This window comes from Vreelandella sp. ssv, assembly GCF_059448525.1.
On sequence record NZ_CM182545.1, the window covers coordinates 1926881 to 1953425 of the forward strand.

Annotated in this window: 22 protein-coding genes and 2 pseudogenes; 11 read left to right on the forward strand and 13 right to left on the reverse strand. The window is 50.7% G+C overall.

The window, feature by feature from the left end:
- Nucleotides 1-227 precede the first annotated feature (227 nt).
- The gene (locus AC5TBW_RS08825; protein ID WP_495511695.1) at nt 228-788 is read left to right on the forward strand and encodes a Spy/CpxP family protein refolding chaperone; all 561 of its coding nucleotides are present in this window, start codon (nt 228-230) and stop codon (nt 786-788) included.
- An 89-nt stretch (nt 789-877) separates the two neighbouring features.
- Here AC5TBW_RS08825 and AC5TBW_RS08830 read toward each other — a convergent pair whose 3' ends face one another.
- The 4 genes from AC5TBW_RS08830 to AC5TBW_RS08845 all read right to left on the reverse strand — a co-directional run bounded on the left by AC5TBW_RS08830 (nt 878) and on the right by AC5TBW_RS08845 (nt 4350).
- Complete coding sequence (locus AC5TBW_RS08830; RefSeq protein ID WP_495511696.1) at nt 878-2077, reverse strand: toxic anion resistance protein; 1200 nt, start codon at nt 2075-2077, stop codon at nt 878-880.
- 58 nt (nt 2078-2135) lie between these two features.
- Entirely contained in the window at nt 2136-3077 is a 942-nt protein-coding gene (locus tag AC5TBW_RS08835; protein ID WP_495511697.1) for a cobyrinic acid a,c-diamide synthase, read from the reverse strand.
- Between the two features lie 114 nt (nt 3078-3191).
- Nucleotides 3192-3380, reverse strand: coding sequence for a YgaP family membrane protein (locus AC5TBW_RS08840; RefSeq protein ID WP_495511698.1), 189 nt, complete (start codon nt 3378-3380; stop codon nt 3192-3194).
- Nucleotides 3381-3585: 205 nt separating this feature from the next.
- On the reverse strand, nt 3586-4350 hold the full coding sequence (locus AC5TBW_RS08845) for a VIT1/CCC1 transporter family protein (RefSeq protein ID WP_495511699.1): 765 nt from the start codon (nt 4348-4350) through the stop codon (nt 3586-3588).
- 330 nt (nt 4351-4680) lie between these two features.
- Here AC5TBW_RS08845 and AC5TBW_RS08850 point away from each other — a divergent pair, with 330 nt between their 5' ends.
- A complete protein-coding gene (locus tag AC5TBW_RS08850; protein WP_495511700.1) occupies nt 4681-5331 on the forward strand; it encodes a BON domain-containing protein in 651 nt (216 codons plus the stop codon).
- Nucleotides 5332-5555: 224 nt separating this feature from the next.
- Here the strand turns inward: AC5TBW_RS08850 and AC5TBW_RS08855 are convergent, their stop codons facing one another.
- Entirely contained in the window at nt 5556-5927 is a 372-nt protein-coding gene (locus AC5TBW_RS08855) for a hypothetical protein (RefSeq protein ID WP_495511701.1), read from the reverse strand.
- 508 nt (nt 5928-6435) lie between these two features.
- On the opposite strand from AC5TBW_RS08855, the gene AC5TBW_RS08860 reads away from it, so the two are divergent.
- The 4 genes from AC5TBW_RS08860 (at nt 6436) to AC5TBW_RS08875 (ending at nt 11903) form a co-directional block, all read left to right on the forward strand.
- The gene (locus AC5TBW_RS08860) at nt 6436-6939 is read left to right on the forward strand and encodes an Hsp20/alpha crystallin family protein (protein WP_495511702.1); all 504 of its coding nucleotides are present in this window, start codon (nt 6436-6438) and stop codon (nt 6937-6939) included.
- Between the two features lie 181 nt (nt 6940-7120).
- On the forward strand, nt 7121-8107 hold the full coding sequence (locus AC5TBW_RS08865) for a zinc-dependent alcohol dehydrogenase family protein (protein ID WP_495511703.1): 987 nt from the start codon (nt 7121-7123) through the stop codon (nt 8105-8107).
- A gap of 387 nt (nt 8108-8494) precedes the next feature.
- On the forward strand, nt 8495-11230 hold the full coding sequence (locus AC5TBW_RS08870; protein ID WP_495511704.1) for an HAD-IC family P-type ATPase: 2736 nt from the start codon (nt 8495-8497) through the stop codon (nt 11228-11230).
- A 16-nt stretch (nt 11231-11246) separates the two neighbouring features.
- Nucleotides 11247-11903, forward strand: coding sequence for a DUF2238 domain-containing protein (locus tag AC5TBW_RS08875; RefSeq protein WP_495511705.1), 657 nt, complete (start codon nt 11247-11249; stop codon nt 11901-11903).
- A 67-nt stretch (nt 11904-11970) separates the two neighbouring features.
- Here the strand turns inward: AC5TBW_RS08875 and AC5TBW_RS08880 are convergent, their stop codons facing one another.
- Entirely contained in the window at nt 11971-12315 is a 345-nt protein-coding gene (locus AC5TBW_RS08880) for a TraR/DksA family transcriptional regulator (RefSeq protein WP_495511706.1), read from the reverse strand.
- Between the two features lie 94 nt (nt 12316-12409).
- Here AC5TBW_RS08880 and AC5TBW_RS08885 point away from each other — a divergent pair.
- Nucleotides 12410-12658, forward strand: a pseudogene (locus tag AC5TBW_RS08885) (integrase core domain-containing protein); the annotation flags it as partial.
- A gap of 505 nt (nt 12659-13163) precedes the next feature.
- A complete protein-coding gene (locus tag AC5TBW_RS08890) occupies nt 13164-13673 on the forward strand; it encodes a hypothetical protein (protein WP_495511707.1) in 510 nt (169 codons plus the stop codon).
- Nucleotides 13674-13764: 91 nt separating this feature from the next.
- Here the strand turns inward: AC5TBW_RS08890 and AC5TBW_RS08895 are convergent, their stop codons facing one another.
- The 3 genes from AC5TBW_RS08895 to AC5TBW_RS08905 all read right to left on the reverse strand — a co-directional run bounded on the left by AC5TBW_RS08895 (nt 13765) and on the right by AC5TBW_RS08905 (nt 15936).
- On the reverse strand, nt 13765-14466 hold the full coding sequence (locus AC5TBW_RS08895) for a Crp/Fnr family transcriptional regulator (RefSeq protein WP_495511708.1): 702 nt from the start codon (nt 14464-14466) through the stop codon (nt 13765-13767).
- 611 nt (nt 14467-15077) lie between these two features.
- A complete protein-coding gene (locus tag AC5TBW_RS08900) occupies nt 15078-15650 on the reverse strand; it encodes a cytochrome b/b6 domain-containing protein (protein ID WP_495511709.1) in 573 nt (190 codons plus the stop codon).
- Nucleotides 15651-15654: 4 nt separating this feature from the next.
- On the reverse strand, nt 15655-15936 hold the full coding sequence (locus AC5TBW_RS08905; protein WP_495511710.1) for a PepSY domain-containing protein: 282 nt from the start codon (nt 15934-15936) through the stop codon (nt 15655-15657).
- Between the two features lie 419 nt (nt 15937-16355).
- Here AC5TBW_RS08905 and AC5TBW_RS08910 point away from each other — a divergent pair, with 419 nt between their 5' ends.
- Genes AC5TBW_RS08910 through AC5TBW_RS08920 form a run of 3 tightly spaced genes read left to right on the forward strand, consistent with a single transcriptional unit; the run spans nt 16356 to nt 21194 of the window.
- Nucleotides 16356-17357 carry an HlyD family secretion protein gene (locus AC5TBW_RS08910; protein ID WP_495511711.1) on the forward strand — a complete coding sequence of 334 codons (1002 nt, stop codon included), beginning with the start codon at nt 16356-16358 and terminating at the stop codon, nt 17355-17357.
- Complete coding sequence (gene rbbA, locus AC5TBW_RS08915) at nt 17354-20077, forward strand: ribosome-associated ATPase/putative transporter RbbA (protein ID WP_495511712.1); 2724 nt, start codon at nt 17354-17356, stop codon at nt 20075-20077. Before AC5TBW_RS08910 ends, rbbA begins: the two co-directional genes overlap by 4 nt.
- 1 nt (nt 20078) lies before the next feature.
- Nucleotides 20079-21194 carry an ABC transporter permease gene (locus tag AC5TBW_RS08920; RefSeq protein ID WP_495511713.1) on the forward strand — a complete coding sequence of 372 codons (1116 nt, stop codon included), beginning with the start codon at nt 20079-20081 and terminating at the stop codon, nt 21192-21194.
- Nucleotides 21195-21549: 355 nt separating this feature from the next.
- Here AC5TBW_RS08920 and glgP (AC5TBW_RS08925) read toward each other — a convergent pair.
- From glgP (AC5TBW_RS08925) to AC5TBW_RS08940, 4 genes and pseudogenes are all read right to left on the reverse strand, one after another.
- Nucleotides 21550-22887 (reverse strand): annotated as a pseudogene (glgP, locus tag AC5TBW_RS08925) (alpha-glucan family phosphorylase); the annotation flags it as partial.
- 23 nt (nt 22888-22910) lie between these two features.
- Complete coding sequence (gene glgP, locus AC5TBW_RS08930) at nt 22911-23861, reverse strand: alpha-glucan family phosphorylase (RefSeq protein ID WP_495511937.1); 951 nt, start codon at nt 23859-23861, stop codon at nt 22911-22913.
- 333 nt (nt 23862-24194) lie between these two features.
- Nucleotides 24195-25568 carry an erythromycin esterase family protein gene (locus AC5TBW_RS08935; protein ID WP_495511714.1) on the reverse strand — a complete coding sequence of 458 codons (1374 nt, stop codon included), beginning with the start codon at nt 25566-25568 and terminating at the stop codon, nt 24195-24197.
- On the reverse strand, nt 25565-26233 hold the full coding sequence (locus tag AC5TBW_RS08940) for a phosphoribosyltransferase (RefSeq protein WP_495511715.1): 669 nt from the start codon (nt 26231-26233) through the stop codon (nt 25565-25567). The genes AC5TBW_RS08935 and AC5TBW_RS08940 overlap by 4 nt, the downstream gene beginning before the upstream one ends.
- Nucleotides 26234-26545 lie beyond the last annotated feature (312 nt).

A 26545-nucleotide genomic window follows, 5' to 3' on the forward strand; every position in this document is an offset into this window, starting at 1 on the left:
GTTCTTCTTCATGGAAGGCAATTGGTTTTATAACGTGCCAACCTGAAACAGGGCTGAAAACGGTGGGAAAAATGACTTGTGACAACATTTAAGTATCTGGAGTTGGTTTCCCCTTTCCCTTTGAGCTAGCTATAGGTTGTAGGATTTTAATTTAAGCTAACTCCGCCTTCCTTCCTCTTGTGGGAAAAGGCGACGTCTCAACCAGCACCAGGATGAGAGGAACTATCATGGTTAAGCACAAGATGATCTTTGCCATTGGCCTGGCTGCAAGCCTTAGTGTCTCAAGCAGCGCCATCTTCGCTCATGGTATGAATCAAGGCACCCAAGGTCAGGGAAATATGATGGGTGGCCCAGGCGGTATGGGGTCGGGCATGATGATGGGTAATCAAGGAGGCATGTATCCAGGAATGATGATGGGAGGGCAAAGTGGAATGATCCCTTGCCCAATGATGGGAGACATGGAGGCTATGCCCGGCATGGGCGGCATGGGCGGCATCCTCGACGAGCAGCAGATGAGTACCATGCGCGAGATGCGCCAGGAACATCGCGCTGCCCAACTTGAGCGGATGGGCGAGATGATGAACCTGCGCGATGACATGATGCAAATTATGCAGACTGAGCGCCCTGATCCAGAGGAAGTAAAGGCGCTGCAAGCTCAAATAGCCAACCTTCATGGCGATATGATGGCTGATAATGTGCGCATGCATAACCAGATGCAGGACTTACTGACCGATGAGCAGCGTGAACAGATGAGACGGCGCTTACAACGCCATCAAGTTACGCAATGAACTTGGGTTAAGCGCCCCAATAATCTCATCTATGCAGGTTTTACTTAGATATGTAATGTCTCTTGTTGTTTTCACTTAGAAAGCTTGAATCATTCGTTGGGCTTGCGGCCATACTTTGGCTGCGATTCGCTACCTTCTTGAAGACGCGAGATAGATGCATGGCCCTGCTTAGCTAGGTTTGCCAAGCGGTCGATTTGTTCATCCAGCTGGGGCAGGGCCTCCTGACGGTAGCTCGAGAGATCATCGATTGCGCCCATCACTTCACTGAAAGCCTCTTCAAGTACCTGCATGTCCAGCGTCGCGGATGAGGCTCGCTTTTGGATGTCGACGCCTTGCTGTCGCAGTGCCTTTGCAGTTCCACCAATCATCTGTGAGGTGGCAGTGTTGAGGGCTTCAACTCGATCTAGCACAAGGCGCTGATTGGCCAACGCCATGGCCACCGTCACCGCTACGGTGAGGGCCGAAACGGTGACATTAATGGCCCTGTCTACGCCGCGCATCAACTCTCGGTTGTTGCGGATAATGACTTCAAGTGCCAGCACGCCTTGCTGACTTACCGCCAACTGCTGCTGCAGATCGACGATGCGCTGACGCAGTGGAAAGAGGAGTTCCTCCTCAAGGAAATGACGGCGTGGATCATCGTCATCCCGAGCGGCGATTTGGTCGCTCAGTCGGCGGTCGATCATACGGCCCAGGGCAATTTGACGGTTTAACTCGGCAAGGATGTTAGTCAAAGCCTGTTGGTCATCGCTAAGGGTGAGGTTGTCGCGATGGAGCATGTCGCGACCACTTTCCAGGTCCTCAATGATGGCATCCAGGGCCTGTTGGGTATTCTCGAACTTGCGAAAGTAGCGTTGCAGGCGGCTGTCGAGGCCTGGAATGATTGCCAGAATGCGGTCCAGAGTGGTTGGTGCCAAACGATGGCGCGCAGGATCCAATCCTTCCATGCGTCCGCGCAGATCGGTGAGTGCTTTGGCGACTGGCCCCCCTTCGTCGCCTTGGTGGGCCAGCTTCCGCAATGGGGTTTGCAGCATGGCACTGCGATGGGCGGCCTGCTGCTGCAATTCAAGCCCCATCTCGTCGACCGCTTGGCGTTGGCGAACCGCCGATGCCTCATCACCCTCGGCGAAGATATCCGCGACAAAACGGTCGGCCATCGCCTCTAACTCTGGGTCGTTGTCACGATCATCACGGTTGTCCGAATTGGCTTTGCTGGTTCCTAATTGGTCGGCGATCTCGTCTACCGGCGGCAGGGAAAGGCGGTGTTCATCATCGGATGGTGGAGCCATTGATATCTCCTGAACTATTAAAAAGTATGAAGAAAGCTGGCTATCATCGGCCGTCGGATTACTCCTTGCGAGCGTAGCGATCCGCACCTTCTACGAAGCGGTGCAGATCTTCCAGTGCCTTCTCGGTAGTGACAGCGGCCTGTGGGCGGGCTGTCTCAATGCGCGCCAACGAAACGGCGGTATCGTCGAGCACAGTTAGGGTGGATTCTATACGGGCCGAGAGCGTGTTTAGCCGGTGCTCAGTCTCCACCAGTAAATCTAGCCGGCGCACTAGGGCGGCGCGTTCCTCATCGCCTAATCGGTTACCCTCCCGCTCTAAGCGAGCACGCACGTAGTGACCATCTACGCTCACCACGCCGCGCGCCTCAGACGCCATGGTCGTGAGCGTATCCACCGCGCCGAAACAGACCTGAGTGACTAGGCCCTGCGAGCGCTCAAATGTCAGCTCGCCCGTGTTGAATCGCTCGCGCAGCACGTCCATCACATGGCGGTAGCGGCTATAGAGACGGTCAGAAAATATCGCAAGGTCGGGGCGGTGCACGTCGAGCAAGCCCTGCTTGGCTCGGCACATCGCCAATACCAGATCATCTGCTCCTACGGGAGGCTTTCCCGGATCAAGTACCGATACTCCCGCTTCATAGGCGTTGCGCTCCTCTTGAGCACGGCGCTGATAAGCTTCGGCTGCTCGTTGAGCCTGCTGGCGGCGCTCGCGTCGGCGGGCTAGCCAGCCACGTAGCGTTCGCTCAATGGGCAACGCGACAGGAATGGCGACAATGCCTGACAGCCAGCCGAAAAGGCTGGGGCTGAAACCACCCCACAGGGAGGTCAGCCATAGCAGCATGCTGATAGAGGGGACGATTAAGCAGTAGCGGGCAATCACCTGCAAGCGGCTTGAAGCCGCCACTGGGAGTGCCCGGGCAGGATTGATGAGGCCGACCAACAGCCAAGGTAGGCAGGTCATGAACAGGCCATAAGAAAAGCCCTGCAGGAATCCCAACATTAATACGGCTATCCTTCAGTCATGGAACGCAAACACCGAGTGTAGAATAACTGAGATAGAACGCTAAGCACTAGTTGGGCGCACTGCAGGCTATTGATTGGCTGGTGGCTATCGCTATTTAATCTTGCAGGTATTGATACCCAATAGCTTATAAGCTGGACAAAAATTAAATAGCCCGGTGGCTAGCGGCAAAACACCGATCCAGCCCCAAACCCCGATAGTGCCTGTCAGGGCCAGGACTATCAGTACAATCCCCACCAGAATGCGTAAGATTTTATCGACATAACCAACATTGCGACTCATAACGAATCCCCCAAGAGCCGCGCGTCACACGGCTGCCTATTAAGAATTTTTTAGTAATTATTTAGTATAACGAAATAACCTATCGGTTATTTGAACAGCATAGATGCCTTTCTGTTTTAGGGCACGATGCAAGCGGTCACAGTTTGATCCATATCAAACCAATGCCCTTTTACTCCAAGCGGGTAACAAAAATTCGATGAGATCTTCAGCTATTCGCAGATAAGGCTAAAAGGCCATGCGCGAGATAACCAGTGGCAAAGGCTAACCCGGCGGCGGCTGTACCCATAAACAATGTGCGCAGTCCGGAGCGCCAAGCTGGTAAGCCATATATAGCGCTTTTAAGCATGCCTATGCTGAGGAACACGCCCCCGGCGAGACCCAGGCTGGCTAAAAATTGTGAGGTAGTTCCAAGGCCTGGTATGGCATAGGGCAGTAATGGCAAAGTGCCGACCACCAAGAAAGCAATAAAAGTAGCCAATGCTGCGCGAAAAGGGTTGAGCCCAACCACTGAAAGACCATGCTCCTCTCGTAACATGGTGGCCACCCACACATCTGGGTTTCGGCATAGGGTCTCAACCACTTGTTCAAGCAGTTCCCCTTCGAATCCCTTTGCCCGGAATAGCTGCCGGATCTCTTCACGTTCGCCTTCTGGCACCATGGCAATGTGCTGACGTTCGGTGCGCTCAGCGCTGGCGATCTGAGCAAGTTGCGCCTGTCCAGCTTCATAGTTGCTCACAGCCATACTGAAGCCATCAGCGAGTAAGTTAGCGAACCCTAGCACTAGCGCTACCTGTGGCGAGAAGCCCGCGCCAAAAGCACCAGAAATTACCGCAAAGGTAGTAACACAGCCATCAATGCCACCGAGCACAGCATCCGGTAACGTCGATGCCTTTACGGGAGTGGCTAGCCGATTACCAATTGCTTTCGGTTGATGTTCATCCAGTAGATGCTCTCGGCTTGAGGGTCTCATAGCGTGCGCCTCTACAGGTTGTGCAATGGTATCTTTAGAAGTATATGCAAGCCAGGGAGTGAGTGTTATTTAAAAATCAACTTGCACGTGACCTGCTAAAGATAAGGAGTGTTAATCAATTCCAGGTGGTGTGGTTAACCTGGTGAGTAACATACGTTTATTGGTTTTTCGAAGCAGGCGATTAACGAGCTTAAATTGCTCTGGATCAATTTTATTCTTCATTAGTGCTTTTTAATCAATTTAGCCATCTTTCCAACCGTAGCGTTTGCGCTATAAGTATTCGAAAGGGTTGCTTGTTCACCAAGGGCCTAAATAAGAGGAGTGGCAACGATGTCAAAGTCAGATTCTCAAATTCAGAAGGATGTGCTTGCCGAACTCAAAAATGAACCTTCAGTTCGAGCTTCAGATATTGGTGTAGAAGTTGAAGATGGGATTGTAACGTTGGCGGGACATGTTGATAGTTATGCTGAAAAGTGGCACGCGGAAGATGCCGCGCAGCGAGTCAGTGGCGTTAAAGGAATTGCTGTAGAAGTTGACGTAAGACTGCCGGGAGATTTTAAGCGCACCGATGCAGATATCGCTCGTGCAGTCAAAAACACATTGGAGTGGAATATATTTATTCCCGATGATCCAGTCAAAGTGATGGTTGAGGATGGTTGGGTGACACTAACCGGCGAAGTCCCTTGGGAATATCAACGTCGCCTAGCCACAACTTCTATTCGTTACTTAGCCGGAGTTACGGGCGTCAGCAATCAGATTACTCTAAAACCTAACCCTACTGCCGGGGCAGTCAAGGCTCAAATAGAAGCTTCGCTTAAGAGAAAAGCTATTCAGGATGCGAATGCAATTAAAGTTGAAGTGCATAATCATGAAGTAACCCTTAGTGGCAAGGCTCACAGCCTTGCTGAAAAAGAGGCCATACGCCATGCTGTATGGAATTCACCTGGTGTCTTAAAAGTGAAAGATAATATAAAAGTTTAAAGGCATGCAGTTATTGTTTTTAATAAACTTTAGTGTGATTATCGAGCTGGCTGCGCTGGCTGCGCTGGCTCGGTAACCACTCAGCCGTTTTTCAAAATAGATTCTTCAACACGCACCGTTCAATAGTGATATAGATAAGAGGTATGCTGAAGTGAGTCTGCCAAATTGGTATCCCTTGCTGGGTAATTTCAAGTATGTCCTTGAATGTTTCGATCTACACAAATTTATAGCTCGCTCCAAATACGCTCTTTCAAGCCCTCGCTAAGCTCCGATATCTTGCGCATGCGTTGAAGGTTGGCTTCTGTCATGTCAGTAGCGATTTCACGATAGCAGGATGCCATCAATACCGGTGTTGGTATCCCCTCAAAACCTAGCGTATGTCGTAAGAGTTTGCTATAGAAAGGCGCCATGATCGCAACGAAGTCCAATTCGTGGCGATATGCATCGTTGACGGTTTCTAGCCATATGCATTGTAGCTTGGTTGCTGTGGGGATGGTGTTTACCCATGGTTGGTACCAGAAAGCGAGCTGATTAGTGACGTTGCTTGATGTAAGCGCGAGTGGCGCTTGAATAGGGGGAAGCTCGAATGTTGTCATTGTGATAAGGCTCCTGTGATAGCTATGGTTAATCGTAAAGCTATGGTTGATGTATTTTATTGTATTATTTTAGCAAACAGTATGGGACATAAATGCAGTTATGGTTTGACCTGCGTCACCCCTATGGCGAAATAAGTCTTTTTTATGAGCCTTTGATGTGAAACTTTGCAAACCATCATGCGCTTATTTTGCTATCTAAAAAGGCTTTGTGTTTTAAGTGTCTTTAGTCATTAACTTATGTTAATAATTGCGCTGCTAGTTTAGGATTAACTTCCTTGCGTTAATTCACCTAACGCAAGTTATTGATGTTGATAAAATAATTGTTCTAGATCAACATTTTTATTATTTGTTAATTATCTCCGCTATAGTCAGCTTTTCTGTGAAAGTCTTTGCGCTATAATGATACATATCGTGAGGCTATGTTTCGATTAAGACATATGCATCACGGTAATATGGATTCCAAACGATATTGCAACCTTCCCCGAATGCGTGGAAAAGGAGTGCTGCCGTGAACAAACCTGCCTCTCAACCTGTAAAGGCTAGCGAACAGTCTGCTTCAGTGCAGGACAGCCAATCATTGAGACCTTTGGAAGAGTTTGATCGCATGATTGAAGGTTTTTTTGATCGAAGTTGGCTAAAGCCTTTTTTTAAAGATGAACTTTTAAAGGAGCGTTTAGGCTTTTTTGGCCAACCTACCCCCAAAATTGACATCATTGATCGTGATAAAGAAATTATCGTACGCGCAGAAATGCCGGGAGTAGACCGAAAGGAATTGGAGATTGAAATATCTGACCATTCTCTGATGCTAAAAGGGAATCGCTCGGGTGAAACTAAGGAGGAGCGTGATAAATATTACCATTCGGAAATGTGGCATGGTTCATTTACTCGAACCATTGCCCTGCCTGTTGATGTCGATACGAGTCATGCTGAGGCTACGTTTAAGGATGGCATATTGACTATCGAACTTCCAAAGTCAAAACAGGATCAGCGGCGCAAACTAGAGGTTAAGTAGAGCGATAGCGTCGTTGAAGACCCGGGCGCCGACGCCAATTTGAGAGTGGATAGCGCTAGTCAATGTTATTGCCATGGAAGGCTATTCGATATGTATGATTCGTCGAGTAAGTAGGCGAGTTACGGCCAGCTAAGGCTTAGCGCTGGATGATCTAAAGACTACCAGTGTTCAGGAAAAACGCATGAAGGTCATGGTGCTGGAAAACCGAGGTGGTCCACTGCTTGAGCGGCAACGGCCTATTCCTATGCCTGGGCCGGGTCACGTATTGCTAAAGGTTGAAGCCTGCGCTGTATGTCGCACTGACCTCCATTTACTTGATGGCGAACTACCGGAAATTCGTTACCCGATTGTTCCAGGACACGAAATCGTTGGTCGTGTGGTTGATTGTGGCCCTGGCGTTACGTTAACGCATGGAATGCGTCTTGGCGTGCCATGGTTAGGATATAGCTGTGGCGCATGTAGGTATTGCTTACACGGGCAGGAAAACCTATGTGATCAGGCTCGCTTTACGGGTTATCAGATAGATGGCGGTTTTGCAGAATATGCCTTGGCGGATCATCGCTTTTGCTTTTCAATCAGTTCCACTTATAGCGCAGCGCAAGCAGCACCTCTTATGTGTGCGGGCTTAATTGGTTATCGGTCTTTGCGAATGTGTGGCGATAATCTGCAACGACTAGGTATCTATGGCTTTGGCGCTGCCGCTCATATAGTTGCTCAAGTTGCGCTGGGGCAGGGTGTCGAGGTATACGCTTTTACTCGTCCGGGAGACGAGCAAGCCCAGCAGTTTGCGCGTCAACTAGGGGCAACGTGGGCAGGAAGCTCCAGCCAGCTTCCTGATGTGGCGTTGGATGCAGCCATTATCTTTGCTCCCGCCGGTGAACTTGTACCCGCTGCACTACGTTCAGTGCGGAAAGGGGGTGTGGTGGTCTGCGGCGGCATTCATATGAGCGATATTCCTTCCTTTCCTTATTCGTTGCTCTGGGGCGAGCGCCAACTGCGCACGGTTGCCAACCTAACCCGTAAGGACGGTAAGGACTTTTTGGAGCTGGTTTCCAAAACGACTGTTAAGACCAAGGTGAAGTGTTATCCCCTCAGTGCCGCTAATGAAGCACTCATGCATCTTCGTGAGGGTAAGCTGACGGGCGCTGCTGTATTAATTATGTCTTAGAATCGCTGTAAAGGAACGACACATTCTTGTAACCAACTCCCTAGTACGATCATGGTGAAACAGCGAACAGATTAGGTGTTCTAAAGCCGGAAGGTGACCGGCTCGCTATCCTTACCAACGGTGTGGGTGTGTTGGCGGTTGATGAGTTTCTGCCACAGGCTTGGTCGCATGCTAACCCCGTCGATATCCATAACGTTGCCCTCGGCCAATGTTATGCAGACGCACTTGGCGTATTACTTGATGAGCGCGAAGCGGATGCAATTTTAGTCTTGAATTGTCCCATTGCGGTTGCCGATAGTATGAAGGGAACAGGGCTTGGCTAGCGTCTCATGCAGTAGATACTCGACTATGTTGTTCCCTTCTTATTCCGGTTGCCAAGGAGCAGGTATGGAGTCACCCACTGCCGATATCGGTTTCTCATCGGATATCCCACTCAAGGATGTCCACGCTTGGCATAGCGATGAGGTCATTGCGGCGCTGGAGACGTCACCAACGGGGCTAACGGCAGACCAAGCTAATAAGCGTCTGGCTAGTTACGGGCGTAACAAGTTACCGGCAGTGGTTGGCCGCCACCCGCTGTCTCGCTTTTTTGCTCATTTTCACAACGCATTGATCTATTTTCTTTTGGCGGCGGCACTAGCTGCATCGTTATTGGGGCATCTTGTTGATGCGACGGTCATTGTGGCGGTGGTGTTAGTCAATGCCATGGTTGGTTTTGTGCAGGAAGGTAAGGCAGAAAAGGCGCTGGATGCTATTCGTAGCCTGATCGCTCCCCATGCACAGCTTTTAAGAGCTGGACGGCGTGTCAAAGTACCTGTCGAGGAAATCGTTCTCGGCGACATCGTATCGCTGGAGGCTGGGGATAGAGTACCTGCTGATCTTCGGCTTATCCGTACCAGCTCATTGCGCATTGAGGAGGCCATCCTAACCGGTGAATCGATGGCTGCTGAAAAGCAGGCGTCGCCAGCACCGATAGCGGCAGCGCTCGGCGACCGTTACTCAATGGCGTACTCGGGGACGTTAGTAGCCACTGGACAGGCGACAGGGGTCGTGGTGGCCACCGGTAGCGATACTGAAATCGGACGAATTAGTACCTTGCTGCGCGAAGTTCAACCATTGACCACGCCTCTTCTGCAGCAAATCAATCGCTTTGGAACACACTTTACCTGGATCACGTTAGGTGTGGCGGCCTTACTGTTCGCTTTTGCAGTGTTAGTACGCGGCTATATCTGGACAGAGGCGTTAGTCGCCGTGGTGGCGTTAGCGGTAGGGGCCATTCCTGAAGGGTTACCGGCAGTTATCACTATCACACTGGCCATCGGGGTGCAGCGCATGGCGCGGCGTAACGCCGCAATCCGACAGTTGCCTGCTGTGGAAACGCTGGGGGCTACCTCGGTTATCTGTTCTGACAAGACCGGCACGCTGACGCGCAACGAAATGACCGTGCGAAGGCTGGAGATACCTAGTGGCCGAGTCATGGTGAGCGGATCCGGCTATGTACCGGAAGGGCGGCTGGAAATAGAGTCAGACGGTAATGCCCCAGATGATAAGCGGATAATGGAAACAGATAGTCTGATTCTGGCAGGGCTGCTGTGTAACGATGCCCAATTGCATGAAACAGGTGGAGATTGGCATGTTATCGGTGATCCGATGGAGGGGGCGCTGGTGGCGTTGGCGATCAAAGCTGGCCTGAATCCGGAGCGCAAACGGCATGAGTGGCCACGCCTCGATGAGATACCGTTCAATGCCCAACATCGCTTGATGGCCACGCTTAACTTCAATGTGAGTGGTGGGTATCAGATTTTCGTCAAGGGCGCGCCTGACGAACTGCTGCTTTTATGCTCCACCCAGGCTTATGGCGAGATAACAGTACCGTTGGATCGAGAGGCTTGGGCGGCTCGGATTACGGCGGCGGCTGATCAGGGTGAGCGTGTGCTTGGCTTCGCCGTCAAGTCAGCACAGCCGGACGTGAATCAAGTGGACTTCGTTGATCTCAAGGACGGATTGGTTTTTGTTGGTCTAGTCGGGTTCATTGATCCACCTAGGGAGGAGGCTATGGCGGCCATTGAGGAGTGTCACTCTGCCGGTATCGAAGTAAAGATGATTACCGGCGACCATGCGGAAACGGCAGCGGCTATTGCCCGACAATTGGGGCTTGGTGAAAATCCGCGCGTACTCACAGGGCGTGAGCTCGATGACATTACCGATAGTGACCTGCCAAGCATAGTTGACAAGACCAGTGTTTTTGCCCGAACCAATCCGGAACACAAGCTGCGCATTGTTCGAGCGCTGCAAGCGACAGGCGCCATCGTGGCGATGACCGGAGATGGCGTTAATGACGCGCCGTCGTTGAAGCAAGCGAATGTCGGGGTTGGGATGGGGCACAAGGGTACCGACGCAGCGAAAGAAGCGTCACAGATGGTTCTGCTAGACGACAATTTCGCCTCTATCGTGGCGGCCGTACATGAAGGCCGAGTGGTCTATGACAATATCCGCAAAGTGGTGGCCTGGACGCTGCCCACGAATGGTGGCGAGGTGCTGGCTGTCGTTACCGCAATTCTGTTCAATTTCGCCATGCCGATGTCAGCCGTTCAGATCTTATGGGTCAATCTTGTCACGGCGGGTACGCTCGGGCTGGCTCTGGCGTTTGAGCCAGCCGAGCCCGACGTAATGCATCGGCGCCCCCGGCCTGCTAAGCAAGGCCTGCTGACTCCTTTTTTAATCTGGCGCGTTGTGCTGGTGGCATTTTTGTTTTTGGCAGCAGCGCTGGGGGTTTTCTTTTACTCGCTTAGTCGAGGCGATGAGCTTGCAATGGCCCGCACTCTGGTAGTCAATGTCATCGTGGTGCTAGAGATTTTTTATCTATTTAACGTGCGTTACCTTCACATGAGCTCATTTAACTGGCGTGGTGTTCTGGGCACACCCGCCGTGTTGATAGCAGTCACTGTGGTCTTGATTGCTCAGCTTGCATTCACGTATTTGCCAATCATGCATAGCCTATTCGATACTCGGCCACTAGATTTTATGGATGGTTTATTAGTGGTCAGCATGGGAATCGCCATGATGTTTGTGCTGGAGGCCGAGAAATACCTAGTGCGAAGGGGCGGTTGGTTCGACCATTGAGTAGAGAGAGGATAGTTTGTCGAAGAGTGAACAAATAAAGCCTCGGGGCTTAAAGCGTGACCCTTATCCTCTCTGGCTCTTCTTTGGCTTTGTGTTCATCTGGGTATGGTTAGCGATTGGGCCCCATTACCGGTCTGATTGGTTGCTTGAGAATATATTGGTGTTTATGGCAGTGCCTGTGTTGGGATGGATCTGGCATAGGGCGAATATCTCACGTCTAGCGTGGAGTTGTATTTTTCTCTTCTTGGTATTCCATGAAATCGGTGCTCATTACACTTATTCCGAGGTGCCGTATGACCTATGGTGGCAAAAACTGTTTGGTTTCTCTTTAGACCACCGTCTTGGCTTCGAGCGCAATCAGTATGATCGATGGGTGCATTTCCTCTATGGTTTATTAATACTGCCACTTGTGGCAGAGCTGATGGAGAGGATTTTTCCCTTCGATTCCTTACTGCGGTGGCTTATTCCAGTGATGATGATTATGTCTCATTCATCGCTCTATGAACTTATCGAATGGTTTTCAGTAGTCGTATTTGGCGGCGAGTTAGGCCAAGCCTATCTGGGTGCACAGGGAGATATCTGGGATGCTCAAAAAGATATGGCACTGGCACTTATGGGAGCACTCATAGCGTGTGTGCTTCATTTTATGAAACGGCAATTTGAAAAGCCCTAATCAATTCAATAATCATCCCTTATGTTAAGTAATCGCCAAGTATCGGTCAGAGAGCGACCCCCCTGGCTTATAGAATACTGCAGTCTTTGCAGCGTGTGGCATAAGGCAGAGCTTTCAGGCGCTCGGGCGCAATTAAACCACCGCATTCCTCGCAGTAATCACCCAGTTGCGCCTCTATGCGCGCTAAGGCGAGTTCTACCTGGGTCAGCTCTGACGTAGCTTCATCTTCAAGTTGGTCAACCACTTCGTCGTTCTGAGCTTGTGTTGCCTGCTCTTCAAGGTCTTTCTCCAGGGCACCACTGATTCGGCGCTGATGATCTTTGTAGCGCTGAAGCCGCTCTTGAAGTTCTGTCCTCAGGCTTTCTAGCAGTGCCTTTCTATCTTGCGTACTGTCTTGTGTACTATCTTGCATAGCCATATAGCCCCCAGCGATCTGAGTTAGTCATTAATTTATAATAGATCACTTTCGGAACACCACTCTTGATGCTGTTCCCACTTGGCTCACATTGGGTTTTATCCGGTCGGGCAAGCCTACTCGGAATGCCTTTGTGGAGAGCCTAAACGGTAAGTCTCGAAACGAATGCCTAAATCTTCACTGGTTTAGAACAATGGAGGAGGCGAGAGCGGCCATTGATGCGTGGAGAAACCATTACAATTACGTTCGCCCTCATAGCTCTCTCAATTCCCGGCCGGTGAATATGCTCAATGACCTGCATAATGTGGTGAATCTAATCGAGCCAGTAGTACTAATCTAGGGGGGAAGGTAAGTTCCATGCCAGTACTTTTTCGATGACTACAATAATCATGATATTGAAGGTTTGAGCTAGTGTTATACGCTCTGCGATATAATGTTGAGATTAGTTTCGATAAGGCGTCTCTCCATTGCCTCAATGCGTATATCGAATAGAAATTTTTATTGAAATTATATTTTATAAAAGTGCATGTATCGTGGTGGCTGCTACTTTGTATAATTTTAGTTGCTGGTTAATATGAGCGTTGTAATAATTTTTTAGTATTATGGTCATGTCTCATTGTTTTATAAATGTCACTTATTCCCTTGGTTAATAACAATTGTTATATGGGGGATTGATAGATATAAAATAAATATTGAGGAATAACTATTTTTTACTAGTGGCTATGAAATTTAAAATTCTGTTATAAAAGTTGATGGATGTCATAGACAGCTAACTTATTAACATCCTAGGATGGCGTGCCTAAGCAACACGCCAGTTCGAAATTTTATAATTAGAGAGAGATATCATGGATAAGTTGGTTGCACTTAATTTTTTGCCCCAAGAGCAATTGAATTTAGCTAACTCTCATGAAAAAAATGAACTCCATCGCTATCGTTGGTTAGCGCTGAGCTTTCTTCCCATTGACCCTCCGGTGAGTCGGCTAATGAAAGCGATCGGTATAGAGTGCATACAGCGTCTGCGTAATTTGCAGGCTGTGGCTAAGCAGATGGATCTTATAGCCTGTCTTGATGAGCTTCCTATAATGAAACCTTCTCCTTTTTTGAATGAAAAAAAGCACCATTTTTTTGTAGTAGATGAGCCCATGGGCCTAAATTTTCTCGAGCGGGCCGAGGAATCAGCGAGAGGGACATGCGAGTTTTTTGGCTGGCTGCTGGAAACCAATGCCACGCCCGAACTGCATCAACTTTTATTTAGCTTTGTAACTCAAAAAAACAATGAATACAACATTATACGTGAGTGTAGAGAACAGTGGAAAATAGGCTTTTCCGAGCCCATCGCGCGTTATAACAATTGATATATAAACCCGTAATAATCATTGCGTCCATGCCAAAATAGTCACTAGCATGGACGCTTGAGCTTATATTTTATTATTTATCAGGCAGTTATTATTTATTTTGTTCGGCAATACTTATCAAGCCTTTGGGATTGAGAATGCAGTATTCATGACCGCTGGCTGATAGGAGACCTTGGTGTTGAAAGCGGCTGATGATCCTGCTCACCGTTTCGGATGCCATACAGAGATAATGGGCAATTTCTTGTCTCGACATAGGCAGTCTAAAAGAGTTCGCGGAGTAACCTAGGTCACGAAATTTATAGGACATGGTCACAAAAAAGGAGGCGACTCTAACGTCTGATGGTTGGCTTAAAATTTGCCATAACCTGGCATGGTTATAACGCATCGTTTTGCTCAAGCAGCGCAGTAATTGCACATGAAGAGCATCTGTGGTGGGGAAGTCGTCAATATGCCTAAACGGAATCAAACATAGACCCGATGTCTCTATAGTAGAGACGGTGCCAGTATATTTTCCATCACCTATCGCATCGAGACCTATCACATCCCTAGGTAAATAAAAATGGGTGAGTAGTTCGTCCTCATGACGATACTGGTGGCTTTGTTTAAGCATGCCGCTATGAACAATATACAATCCTTGGAATGGATCCCCTTGATTGACTAGCGTTGATTTTTTACGCAACGTAAACAATGGTCGAGAAAGTGAGCTTAATGACTCGACTTCTGTGAGCGTGGGGAAATGAAGTGCCTCTTCTTGTTGAGAATGATGCTTGATTACCTTGTGCGGCATTTCCATATCTGCTTTCCTCTATGCCAAAACATTATGAAACTAAGGCAAGCTTCGGGAAAGGAGGGGTCAGCGCTATTTGTGTTTTTATATACAGAGCATTTGAATTAAGTTTCACTAAAGTGATTAGTGTTTTTTATTTTGATGATTCATATCAATAAGTCTATATCGCTTCATCGATAATGCAAATATACTTCCTAAAGCCAAACGAGTTTAAATTCGACGGCTTTATGCTTCTGGTTGTAGCTAACAGGGGAGCCATATGGGTATCCTGTCAAGGTTGGAAGAGGTTACCAACGAGAAGAAAAACGATGTAAGCCCGTGACATGCATATCACTGCGTACCTGTGCCGCTTCGATTGAAGCTCATAACCCTCCATCCAAAAATGATTGAGCGCTCTATCCTACGAGACTCCATTTGATTCTATCGGCTTTGAAAAACTTGATATAGATTAAAATAGTAAGAAGTGCCTTGAGTTGTTTGCGTTTTCTTTCGATGGCGGCTCTATAGAGGGTACTGTTGCTTTCCTCGAAGATGTAAAAAAGGGTGAGTAATACCGAAGTGGCCGCTGGTTGGAAATCAGGTAGTGGCCACTATGACGGTATGGTCTTAACCTCATTTTAAGGCGGAGCATCATTATCGTTGGTGTTGGAGGTAAGCCGACGACGTTTCCCATGCACCATGCCTAAGATTAGGTTATCGCGTTTTTTGATGCTTTCTACCACAGCACCCAACACATGCAGAGGTACTAAGAAAAGAAACGCGTTGGCCATGAACTCGTGAGTCTCTTCGACCCAGCTCACTCCCCAGTAACGATCGGTTTCCTCCATCATGTATCCGGTTACACCCAGCCCAAGGATCAATCCAAGCAGCACCAGCATCATAATGGCACCTAGCGGTGTATGAGTGACGCCGATTTGCCCTGCCTTGCTTTCGCGACCACGCAGGGCACATTTAAGTCGGTTTAAGGTAGGCCAGAAGCTCCGCCAGCGAGCACTCCAGGGGCCGATAAATCCCCAGCAGATACGTACTACGACCAAAGCGACCAGGGTATAGCCTACCCATCGGTGCCAACCACCTCCTTCTTCGGTAAGCCAAAGGTTGGCGGCGATACCCGCAGCCAACGCCCAATGCACTATCCTGACCAACGGATCCCATACGCGGATACGGGTATTATCGACCACAGAGGCCATCACATCACTCCTCGATTTTCTGCTTCACGATGCTGGCATCCACTGGATTGAAATAGATCTCTACCCGACGTTCCTGCTCATCCCAGCCGTAGATCTCATAGCAGTTGCCATCGGTAACCTTAAACTCTTTGATCTCATAACCCATTTCGTCGAGACGCTCTTCCATATCAGCCTGGCTGATCCACTCGTCCTTGGGCGCATCAGTACAATGGGTTTCGGCTAGCGCAGCCGCGCTAGCAGCTAGTAACGACACGGCTGTCATGGTTTTGATAATGTGCGTTTGCATGGGAATACCTCTTTGGATGATGAATGTTCGTGCCGGCAATTAGGTCGATAGGCACACATGTCATCATCAAATAGGTAACTTAAGACAGGCTTAACGAACTGCAAATAGCAAAAATGATGAGTAACTATATTAAAATTTTGAACCTAATCAGCACATTAATAAAATGAGTCGCTAGCTATACTCAAATAAGAACAGGCTGGTTAATAAAGAGAAAAAGGCTTTATTGATCTGCGTCAGCGTATTGTTTTTGTTCCATTTTCATAATGCTTGTAAAAAACGATTAACGGCGCTAACCGTTATAGAGTTTTTTCTTCAGGTCATTAAATAATCGAGGAAGTCATATCTTGCCCTTCTTACTGAGAAAAGTGGCATGGCGATTGATAATAGCTACGGGAACCGTCCTCATTGCAGGTGTACTGGTGTGGTTTGAGTTTCGTTCCGAGGGGTTGGGGGATGACTTTGCCAGCGGCAATGGGCGAATTGAAGCGACAGAAATCGATATTGCAACAAAGCAGGCTGGTCGCGTGGAAGAAGTGCTCGTTGGCGAAGGGGAACAGGTCGAGCCGAATCAGCTCTTGGCGCGTATGGACACAAAGGTGCTAGAAGCCGAATTGGGACAGGCCAGGGCACAGGTTCGGCAGGCCGAGAGTGCGACACGGACTGCCCAGGCACAGGTAGCTCAACGTCAGAGCGAAAAAACGGCTGCCGATGCCATTGTATTGCAACGCCAAGCCGAGCTAACGGCGGCCCAAAAGCGTTATGAAAGAACGCTGGCGTTGGTGGCTCGAAATGCCTTGTCAAGGCAGCAACTCGACGACGATCGGGCAAACCTGGAGAGTGCCGAAGCCGCGCTGACGGCAGCGCGTGCTGGCGTACTCGCTGCCTTGGCAGCCATTGAGGCGGCTGATTCGCAGGTCATTGAGTCTCAGGCGGCCATTGAAGCGGCGAGCGCTACGGTGGAGAAGCTAGAAGCAGATCTCGAAGATAGCCAACTGCGCAGTGACCGGGTGGCAAGGGTTCAATACCGCGTCGCCCAGCCCGGTGAGGTGTTGCCAGCCGGCGGGGTGGTACTCAATCTCGTCGATCTGACGGATGTCTACATGACCTTTTTTCTACCTGAGCGTCAAGTCGGGCGTGTTGCGCTGGGTGCCGATGTGCATCTGGTACTCGACGCAGCACCTCAGTATGTAATCCCTGCCAACGTTAGCTACGTCTCTAGCGTGGCCCAATTCACCCCCAAGACCGTGGAGACGGCCAGCGAAAGAGAAAAGCTGATGTTTCGAGTCAAGGCCCGTATCGACCCCGAGCTACTTGAACAGCACTTAGACCAAGTCAAGACCGGCCTGCCGGGCATGGCCTATCTCAAGCTTGATGATACCCTCAATTGGCCCGATGAACTGAAGGTCAATGTGACGCCATGATCCCTGATGAGCCTGTGGTGTGGCTGAAAGATGTCGGTTTACGCTATGGCGCAGTTCATGCATTAACCGACCTAAATTTGGTCATCCCCGCTGGCAATATGGTGGGGTTGATCGGGCCTGATGGCGTTGGTAAGTCAAGTTTGATGGCCCTGATCGCCGGTGCTAGGAAAATTCAGCAAGGCAAGGTTGTCGTGTTAGGCGGTGATATGGCAGAAGGGCGGCATCGCAAGCAGATGTGTCGGCTGATTGCCTATATGCCTCAGGGCTTGGGAAAGAACCTCTATCCCACCCTGACGGTCTTTGAGAATCTTGACTTCTTTGGCCGCTTATTCGGTCTGGACCGCCTGACTCGTCATGGTCGCATTACCGAACTAGTGAACAGTACTGGTCTGGCCGGGTTTACGGATCGTCCTGCCGGCAAACTCTCCGGCGGTATGAAACAGAAGCTGGGGTTGTGCTGTGCGCTGATCCACGATCCCGATTTATTGATACTCGACGAACCCACCACTGGCGTCGATCCTTTGTCACGCGCCCAGTTTTGGGAACTGATAGGCAGAATACGTGGCAAGCGCCCAGATATGAGCGTGATAGTCGCCACTGCCTATATGGAGGAGGCGCGAAGTTTTGATTGGCTGGTGGTCATGGACGACGGGCAGGTACTGAATACCGGCTCGCCTGATGATCTGCTGGCAACGACGGCCAGTGCCACGCTTGAGGAAGCTTTCATCAGGTTATTGCCCAAGACGAAACGGAGCAGGTATCGAGAGTTCAAGATAACGCCGCGTCAACCTGACGCGAACATAGCCATTGAGGCTCATGGACTTACCAAGCAGTTTGGCGATTTCGTCGCCGTGGACCATGCTGATTTTCGTATTGAGCGCGGTGAGATATTTGGTTTCCTGGGATCCAACGGCTGTGGAAAAACCACCACGATGAAGATGCTCACTGGGCTACTTCCCGCCAGCGAAGGACAAGCGTTGCTGTTCGACAAGCCCGTCGATCCGCGCGACATTGCTACGCGCCGTCGGGTGGGCTACATGTCCCAGGGTTTCTCTCTCTATGCGGAGCTCACGCTGCGTCAGAATTTAAAATTGCATGCCCGCCTTTTTCATCTTCCTAAGGCGGAGCGCGACACACGCGTGGAAGAGATGCTGGATCGCTTTGATCTCAAGGCAGTGGCTGATAAATTACCGCCTGCGCTTCCACTGGGTGTGCGCCAGCGTCTGTCTCTGGCAGTGGCCGTTATTCACCGGCCGGAAATACTCATCCTCGATGAACCCACCTCCGGTGTTGATCCGATAGCACGCGATGACTTCTGGCAGCTGTTAGGGCAGATATCACGCGGCGAAGGAGTGACGATCTTCATCTCCACGCATTTCATGAACGAAGCAATGCGCTGCGACCGCATTGCATTGATGCATGCTGGGCGCGTGTTAGCCACCGACACTCCTGAGAGGCTACTGGCGTCGCGTGGTTTACCCACACTAGAAGCGACCTTTATGGCGTACCTCAAGGAGGCTAGCACGATAGCCGAGACTGAGCCCGCAAAACCGATAACGGCCTCTCTGGCACCGCAACAACCGATCCAGACCGGTAGTCTGGCTGTCAGCCTGCGACGGTTATTCAGCTATACCCACCGGGAGACTCTGGAGCTGCGTCGCGATCCGATACGCGCCACGCTGGCGCTACTGGGTAGCTTAATCCTGATGTTTATCATGGGGTATGGCATCAACATGGATGTCGAGCATCTGGCCTATGCCGTGCTCGACCGTGACCAGACCACTACCAGCCAAGCCTATACCCTCAATCTAACGGGATCGCGTTACTTTACCGAACAACCGCCTCTGACCGACTACAGCGATATACAGCAGCGCCTACGCAGCGGAGACATTAGTCTGGCAGTGGAGATTCCTCCAGGGTTTGGCCGCGATCTAAAGCGCGGTGATGTTCCCATCGTTGCTTACTGGATTGATGGCTCAATGCCGGTTAGAGCCGATACTATCAAGGGGTATGTTGAGGGGATTCATGCTGATAGCTTGGCTCGCTTGAGCGTCGGTACTGCAGCTTATTATTCCCCCGTCGAGATCGCCATCCGCTACCGCTACAATCCCGACGTTAGAAGCCTACCGGCCATGGCCCCGGCGATGATCCCGCTGCTGCTAATGCTGATACCAGCGATGCTCACTGCACTGGGAATCGTTCGTGAGAAGGAGCTTGGTTCTATTATCAATCTTTACGTCACGCCGGTTTCTCGCTTGGAATTTCTGCTCGGCAAACAGTTGCCCTACATAATGCTGGCGATGATCAATTTCGCCACCTTGGTGGCATTCGCTGTGTTGGTATTTGACGTGCCGGTCAAGGGTAGCCTGCTGACATTGAGTCTAGGCGCGCTGCTCTATGTGATCTGCTCCACGGGGATGGGGTTATTGATGTCATCGGTGCTACATAGCCAGATTGCCGCCATCTTCGGTACCGCTATCGCTACATTGGTGCCTGCCATCCAGTTTTCGGGGTTGCTCTCTCCGGTTTCCGCGCTGCAAGGGGGGGCGGCTGTCATTGGACATATTTACCCCACAAGCCATTTTCTGATCATCAGCCGAGGCGTGTTTTCCAAGGCGCTCAGCTTGGGAGATTTGACGCCCTATTTCCTGGCCCTGTTGATCACTATTCCCGTGTTGACGTTACTCAGTGTTTTTGGGCTTAGGAAGCAGGAGCGCTGACATGGCCAAGCTTTCTAATATCCTGCAACTTGGTATCAAGGAAATACGCAGCCTATACCGCGATCCGGCCCTGATGTTACTGATCATTTACTCATTCACTCTGGGGATCTACCTAAGTGCCACTGGCGAGCCGGAGGCGCCGTTTCGCGCGAGTGTAGCCATCGTCGACGAGGATCAATCACAGGCTTCGTCGCGTATCGTTAATGCTTTCCAGCTTCCCTATTTTTTGCCGCCCGAGTTTATCGACATTGCCCAAATGGACAGTGGCATGGATGCGGGGCGCTATACCTTTACACTGAACATTCCTCCTGACTTCCAACGTGACCTTCTGGCTGGACGCCAGCCGACCATCCAGTTGAACGTCGACGCTACCCAAGTCAGTCAAGCTTTCACCGGTGCTGGGCATATCCACCGTATCATAAGCGACGAGGTGGCCACTTTTGTTGGCGGACTTCAGCAACCAACGCCAGGCATCATTGAGGCAGTGGTAAGGGCCGAGTTTAACCCCAACCTCAACCGAAGCTGGTTCGGCGCCATTAACGAAGCCATCAACCAAATCACCATGCTGTCAATTATCCTGACCGGCGCGGCGTTGATCCGTGAGCGGGAACACGGCACCATCGAGCATTTGTTGGTCATGCCGGTTACCTCGTTTGAGATAATGCTGGCGAAGGTCTGGTCGATGGGGCTGGTTGTTCTGCTGGCTTCTGTATTCGCGCTACGCATCATCGTCGAAGGCTGGCTACAAGTACCTCTTCGCGGCTCGCTGATGCTCTATCTTTTCGGCGCCACGCTGCTGCTTTTCGCTACTACGTCGATGGGTATTTTTCTAGGCACGTTGGCGCGTTCGATGCCGCAACTGGGGCTTTTAATCATCTTGGTACTGATTCCATTACAAATTCTGTCGGGCGGCATGACGCCGCGCGAGAACATGCCAGAGATTGTGCAGCGCATCATGCTTGTCGCACCGACCACTCATTTCGTTGAACTCGCTCAGGCTATTCTGTTTCGTGGGGCTGGGTTGTGCATTGTCTGGCCTCACTTGATGGCGCTAGCTCTCATCGGCAGTGCGTTCTTTCTTAGTGCTCTGCTGCGGCTCAGAAAGACACAGGAATAAGACAGTCAGCTCTTCTATCGACCGACTCCGTGAGCACTCCCCATAGGAGGCACGATGCAACGGCAAACGCTTTCGTAGAAGGAGTTAACTCTGATTGGGTGTGCTCAACATTGGGTACTCCTAACGCTGCCAGACAATATTCTGGTTTTCGAGAGGGATGGCTCTATCATCATGTTTAGGTATAACTCGTGCCGTATAATCTGTTTCGGGGCGGGTTGTTTCAACAAAGGCTTGATAGACATATCCGTTGGCTGCGTTTGCCAATGGTCGGAGACATTGCATCCGAATAATTTCGGGCTCGCTACCTGCCATCCCCTCAGCATAGAGCTCGACTTGCACGCTATCGGCGGCTAGATTATCCTAGATAAACTTCGATTTCGAAACAAAGCTGATGATCACGAGTATATGATGGCTCTTGAATATGTACGCCTGCCCAGCGACTGTAGTGGTCAAGTAAAACTGAAGGAGTCTGTCGTATTTTGTATAGGTAGGCTCCGGATTGGCATTCCGCGACGCGGTGGCGAAAGGAAGTGGCTGCCGGAAGGTAATACTTTTCAACATACTCGCTTAGGGAACGGTTGGTGGAGTACTTCGTTGTCAGTGTCGCCATGCTTTCCCGCATGCGGCTGACCCAGGCGCAGGGAATGCCTGATTCATCGCGGTCATAGAACGCCGGGATAATTTCTCGCTCAAGCCGCTCATACAGTTCCTGGGCTTCGCTAGCATCCCAGATAGTATAATTTTCATGCTCCAAGCCGTCGCCTATCGCCCAGCCCACGTCAGGGGCATAGGCTTCCGTCCACCAACCATCAAGTACCGAAAGATTCAGCCCACCATTGACTAGCACCTTCATACCGCTAGTACCACTCGCCTCCCAGGGCCGACGGGGCGTATTAATCCAGACATCGACACCTTGAACTAACTGTTCGGCAACCTGCATGTCATAGTCGCTCAGGAATACGATGTGATCTCTTGCATCAGGTCGCTGAATGAAGCGAAGCCACGTTTGGATCATAGCTTGGCCAGCCAGGTCGGCGGGATGTGCCTTGCCAGCAATAACGAGCTGTACGGGCTTTTCAGTATCAGCGAGTAACTTGAGCAGTCGCTCGGGGTCTTGCAAAAGCAGATTGGGACGCTTGTATTCAGCGAAGCGGCGGGCAAAGCCTAAGGTTAATATGCCAGGATCAAAAATGCGTTTTGCCGCTTCAATGGCATGATGAGTCGAGCCGGATGCAGCTAACTGGCGAGACAGTCGCTCACGGATATACTCGACTAGCGTGGTACTCGCTGCTAACCGGAGTTGCCACAGCTGTGTAAGAGATACCTGACGGATCGACTCACCGATACCTTCCGCCGCACCGTGCCAGCGATCGTGGCCGCACACATTCGTCCACAATTCATCTGCTGCAACCGAGTCCCAGCTAGGCATATGAACGCCGTTTGTGACATAACCAACTGGCACTTCGTGAATGGGCCAGCGAGGGAAGAGAGGAGCAAACAGATGGCGGCTAACACGCGCATGCAAGCGACTTACGCCGTTCACCGCGCCACTACCGCGTAATGCAAGATAGGCGGTCGTTAAAGGTTCGTGCGGGTCTTCGGGATTTTGTCGGCCTAACGCTAGAAGCGAATCTATAGGTATATTCAACGTTTGCTCGGCATAGTCAGTAAGGTATTGCCGAATCAGACTAGGCTCGAAGCGATCAAATCCTGCTGCTACTGCAGTATGAGTTGTAAAAAGGTTGCCCGCACGAGGATATCTAAGGCACCGTCGAAGGGCAGGGCATAGCTGCGCATGAACTGCGCTGCCCGCTCAAGTAAGGCAAAAGCAGCGTGCCCTTCGTTCAGATGACAGATCTCGGGCTCAATACCCAGGGCGCTTAACAGACGCCAGCCCCCAATGCCGAGCAGGATTTCCTGCTGCAGTCTCAGTTCATTCCCTCCGCCGTAGAGTTCACTGGTGATGCCACGATGTGCAGGAACATTGGCTATATCGTTGCTATCCAGTAAGTAAAGCTTCACACGACCTACCTGCGCCTCCCACGCACGCAACCAAACGGCATACGCAGGCATTTCAACCTTTATCCGAACCCATTCGCCATTATCAAACCGTAGAGGAACAATAGGCAGTTGCCCGGGGTCGTTAAAGGGGAACAGTGCCTGCTGTTTACCGTGCTGGTCAATAATCTGGCGGAAGTAGCCTTGTTGATATAGCAGGCCGACGCCGATCACTGGTACGCCCATATCACTGGCTGCCTTCAGTTGATCGCCTGCGACATTGCCCAATCCGCCAGAATAGATCGGCAAGGCTTCACTGAGCATGAACTCCATGCAGAAGTAAGCTACGGTTCCCAGCGAACCGCGTGAATATTTATTGTGGAACCAAGACGGTAATGCTGAAGCATCTCGCCGGGCTTGGAGAAGATCTTCCACTTCCTGTCTGAAGTCAGGTGAAGCGAGTCGTCTTTCAAGGGTTTGTCGGGAGACTGTCTGTAATACGACCCAAGGATTATGAGCCAATTCCCAATGTTCAGGGTCAAGAGTCCGCCATATTCGATCTGTCGCATGATTCCAGGAGGAGCGTAGGTCCAGAGCAAGCTCGGCTAAGGCATCGAAGCCTTCTATGTCTGCATAAACGTGGATGGCACTGTTAATCAGGCGTGGCATTGTCAAGATTGCGACCTCCCAAAGACTTTCCAATATGGTAAAGAAGCCTTCAGTTGCTCATGACGCAAGAAGTTAGTTATCGCGTCAGAAAGAGGAAGCGAATAAAGCTAGCTTGAAAATAATTTTTAATTAGATATCTCAAGAAATGCCAGTCTTTATTCGTTAGCTAAACTATTAATGTATTTTGGTGATATCACAAGCCGTTTGAAAGGGGGCTAGCTGTTAAATGGGTAAAAAGGCTGCAATGAACGGGATTCATATATCTTAACTGACTCGCGTACTGGCACATCGCTTGAATAATCAGGGGGATCGAACGCGATGCAGTCCGCAACTTCAGTAGCCAGTGGGATAGGTGTCGGCGGGTTCATTGTCCTCGGGCGGCGATATCACCGCTAACGCCTCAAGGGCATGGGTCTTGTCGATATGCAGGATGAAATCGTATTGCTGTGGCAAGGTACTGAGAAAATAATGGCTCTGACGCTCGGTTTCTGGACGGTAGATCACCCCGATGGCGCGGTGCAAGCGGGGAGGGGTGAGCACCGCCGTTGCCGCATTTCGCTCGCGTAGATCAATCATGAAGCGCTTGTACTTTACTTGCTGGAACAGCCGTTCGTAGCTGTCTTCCAGGGGGTCGCGTACGCTTATACTTTTCCCCGGCTCATTCCAGTTGCTGGCAGCGGTAACCTCGCCGGTGGCGGTGGTGAAGCCCACTAGTAAAGTATGCTTGGCATATTTCTCGCGAGCCAGCTGACCGACGTTGAATTCACCCCAGCGTCCCATGTCGGTAACCGCGGCGTTACCGATATGGGAATTGTGCGCCCAGACTATTACACCGGCAGGCCGGTTCAACTTCTCGCTGAGATGCGCCTGCAAGGCTTCCAGTGTCTCGAACATATGCCCATCTCGCAGGTTCCAGGAGCTAACTCGGCCCTGAAACATGGAACGATAATACTCTTCGGCATGGAGTACGACCTTGGCATTCTGTTCGACACAAAAGCGTTGCTCTTCTTCAATTTGATGATCACCTTTCAGGCGCGGCAGGATCTGGTGCTGCAGCTCAATCAGTTGGTCGATAATTGCCTGTTCGCACGACAGGGTTAGCCCCAGTTCGAGCGACCTGCCATATCGTTGCGGTTGATCCAGAAACTGATCTAGGCAGGCATAGCGTTGACGGGCACGCTTTGCCGCAGGTGGATCATGTTTATCGAGATAATCGAGTACCGCATGCACCGAGTTGCCCATGCTGTATAAATCCAGCCCGTAAAAGCCAACCGGTCGTTCGCGCTGTCTGGAGGTACTAAGGCGCGCTTCGTTGAACGAGGCCAGCCAGCGCACGAAGTCACGCACTTCGGTATTGGCCCACATCCATACCGGAAAGCGTTTGAAGGCATCGAGCGCTTGCTCAGCGCTAGTGGCTGAGGAAACGTTCCATACGTAGCGATTAATGGCATAGGCATCCGGCCAGTCGGCCTCTACCGCTACCGCTGCGAAGCCTTGTTCCTCGATCAGGCGGCATGTTATTTCCGCACGAACCCTATAGAACTCCCGCGTGCCATGCGAGGCTTCGCCGATCATGACGAACCGATTGCCCCGTGCCGCCTCAATAATTGCATCATAGTCTTCAGCGCTGCCCGTGAGTTCCAGAGCATTTTCCTCGATTGCCTGCACGGTACTCTTGCCATCACTTTTGTCATCATTATCTTTCATACTCGCCTCTCTCGAAGGCCTTGTCTTTCTTGCTTTTGCTGAAGCAGAAGCTCAATTACTTCGCTATCCGAGACTTGGGGAAAGTTGACATACCAACGCCCGACTCCGCTGAAGTTGACAAGCTGATGCGGACATACCACACGGTTCACTTGGTTTTCGAGCCTGCGGCAGGTGTCGTAGGCGGCAACGGGAACGGCCACCACAATGTCATCGGCGCCGCTATGGCGTGCGGCAGCAATTGCAGCTTCCATACTAGCGCCGGTAGCCAGGCCATCATCTACCAGAATGACAGTCATGCCCGTCAAGTCGAGTGCCGGAGCATCACCTCGATACACCTTTTCACGGCGTTCAAGTTCGGTTTTTTCTCGATCCGCTACCTTTTTGATCTGTTCAGGGGTCAACCCGAGAGCCTCAATGACCTCTTGGTGAAGCACACAATGGTCGCCGGACGTGATAGCCCCCATGGCGAATTCTTCATGGCCGGGAACCCCAAGTTTGCGCACCAGTATCAGATCCATTGGCAAGCGTAATTCACGGCTAATCTCGGCGGCAATGGGTACCCCGCCACGAGGCAATGCCAGCAGAATGGTGTTGTCGCACCCCGCATAAGCCGCTAGTTCCATGGCTAGCTCGTTACCCGCATGAATACGGTCAGTGAAAATCATTTTGGCTCCTCCTTGTCGGCTCATTAATAAACTGATTTACAATTTATTTAGGCCAAAACGAAGCAGAATGATTAACAAAGTTCATAGGTGGGCATGTGCACTAAAAAAAATATCTACTCACAGGTATAGCCAATCATGTCGATTGTTCAAACTGGAAGAGCCGTGACCGCCGACCTTGCTGTCGACTAACCACCCAGTAGTTTGAGCGCTGGCTGTAAGCCTTTTTAAAAACTGCTGTAAAAATATCGGTGTAAAACATCATGGGCGAAAAAGTAAAGACGATAAGGCGGAGGGGAAGGAAGGGGTTTTCCA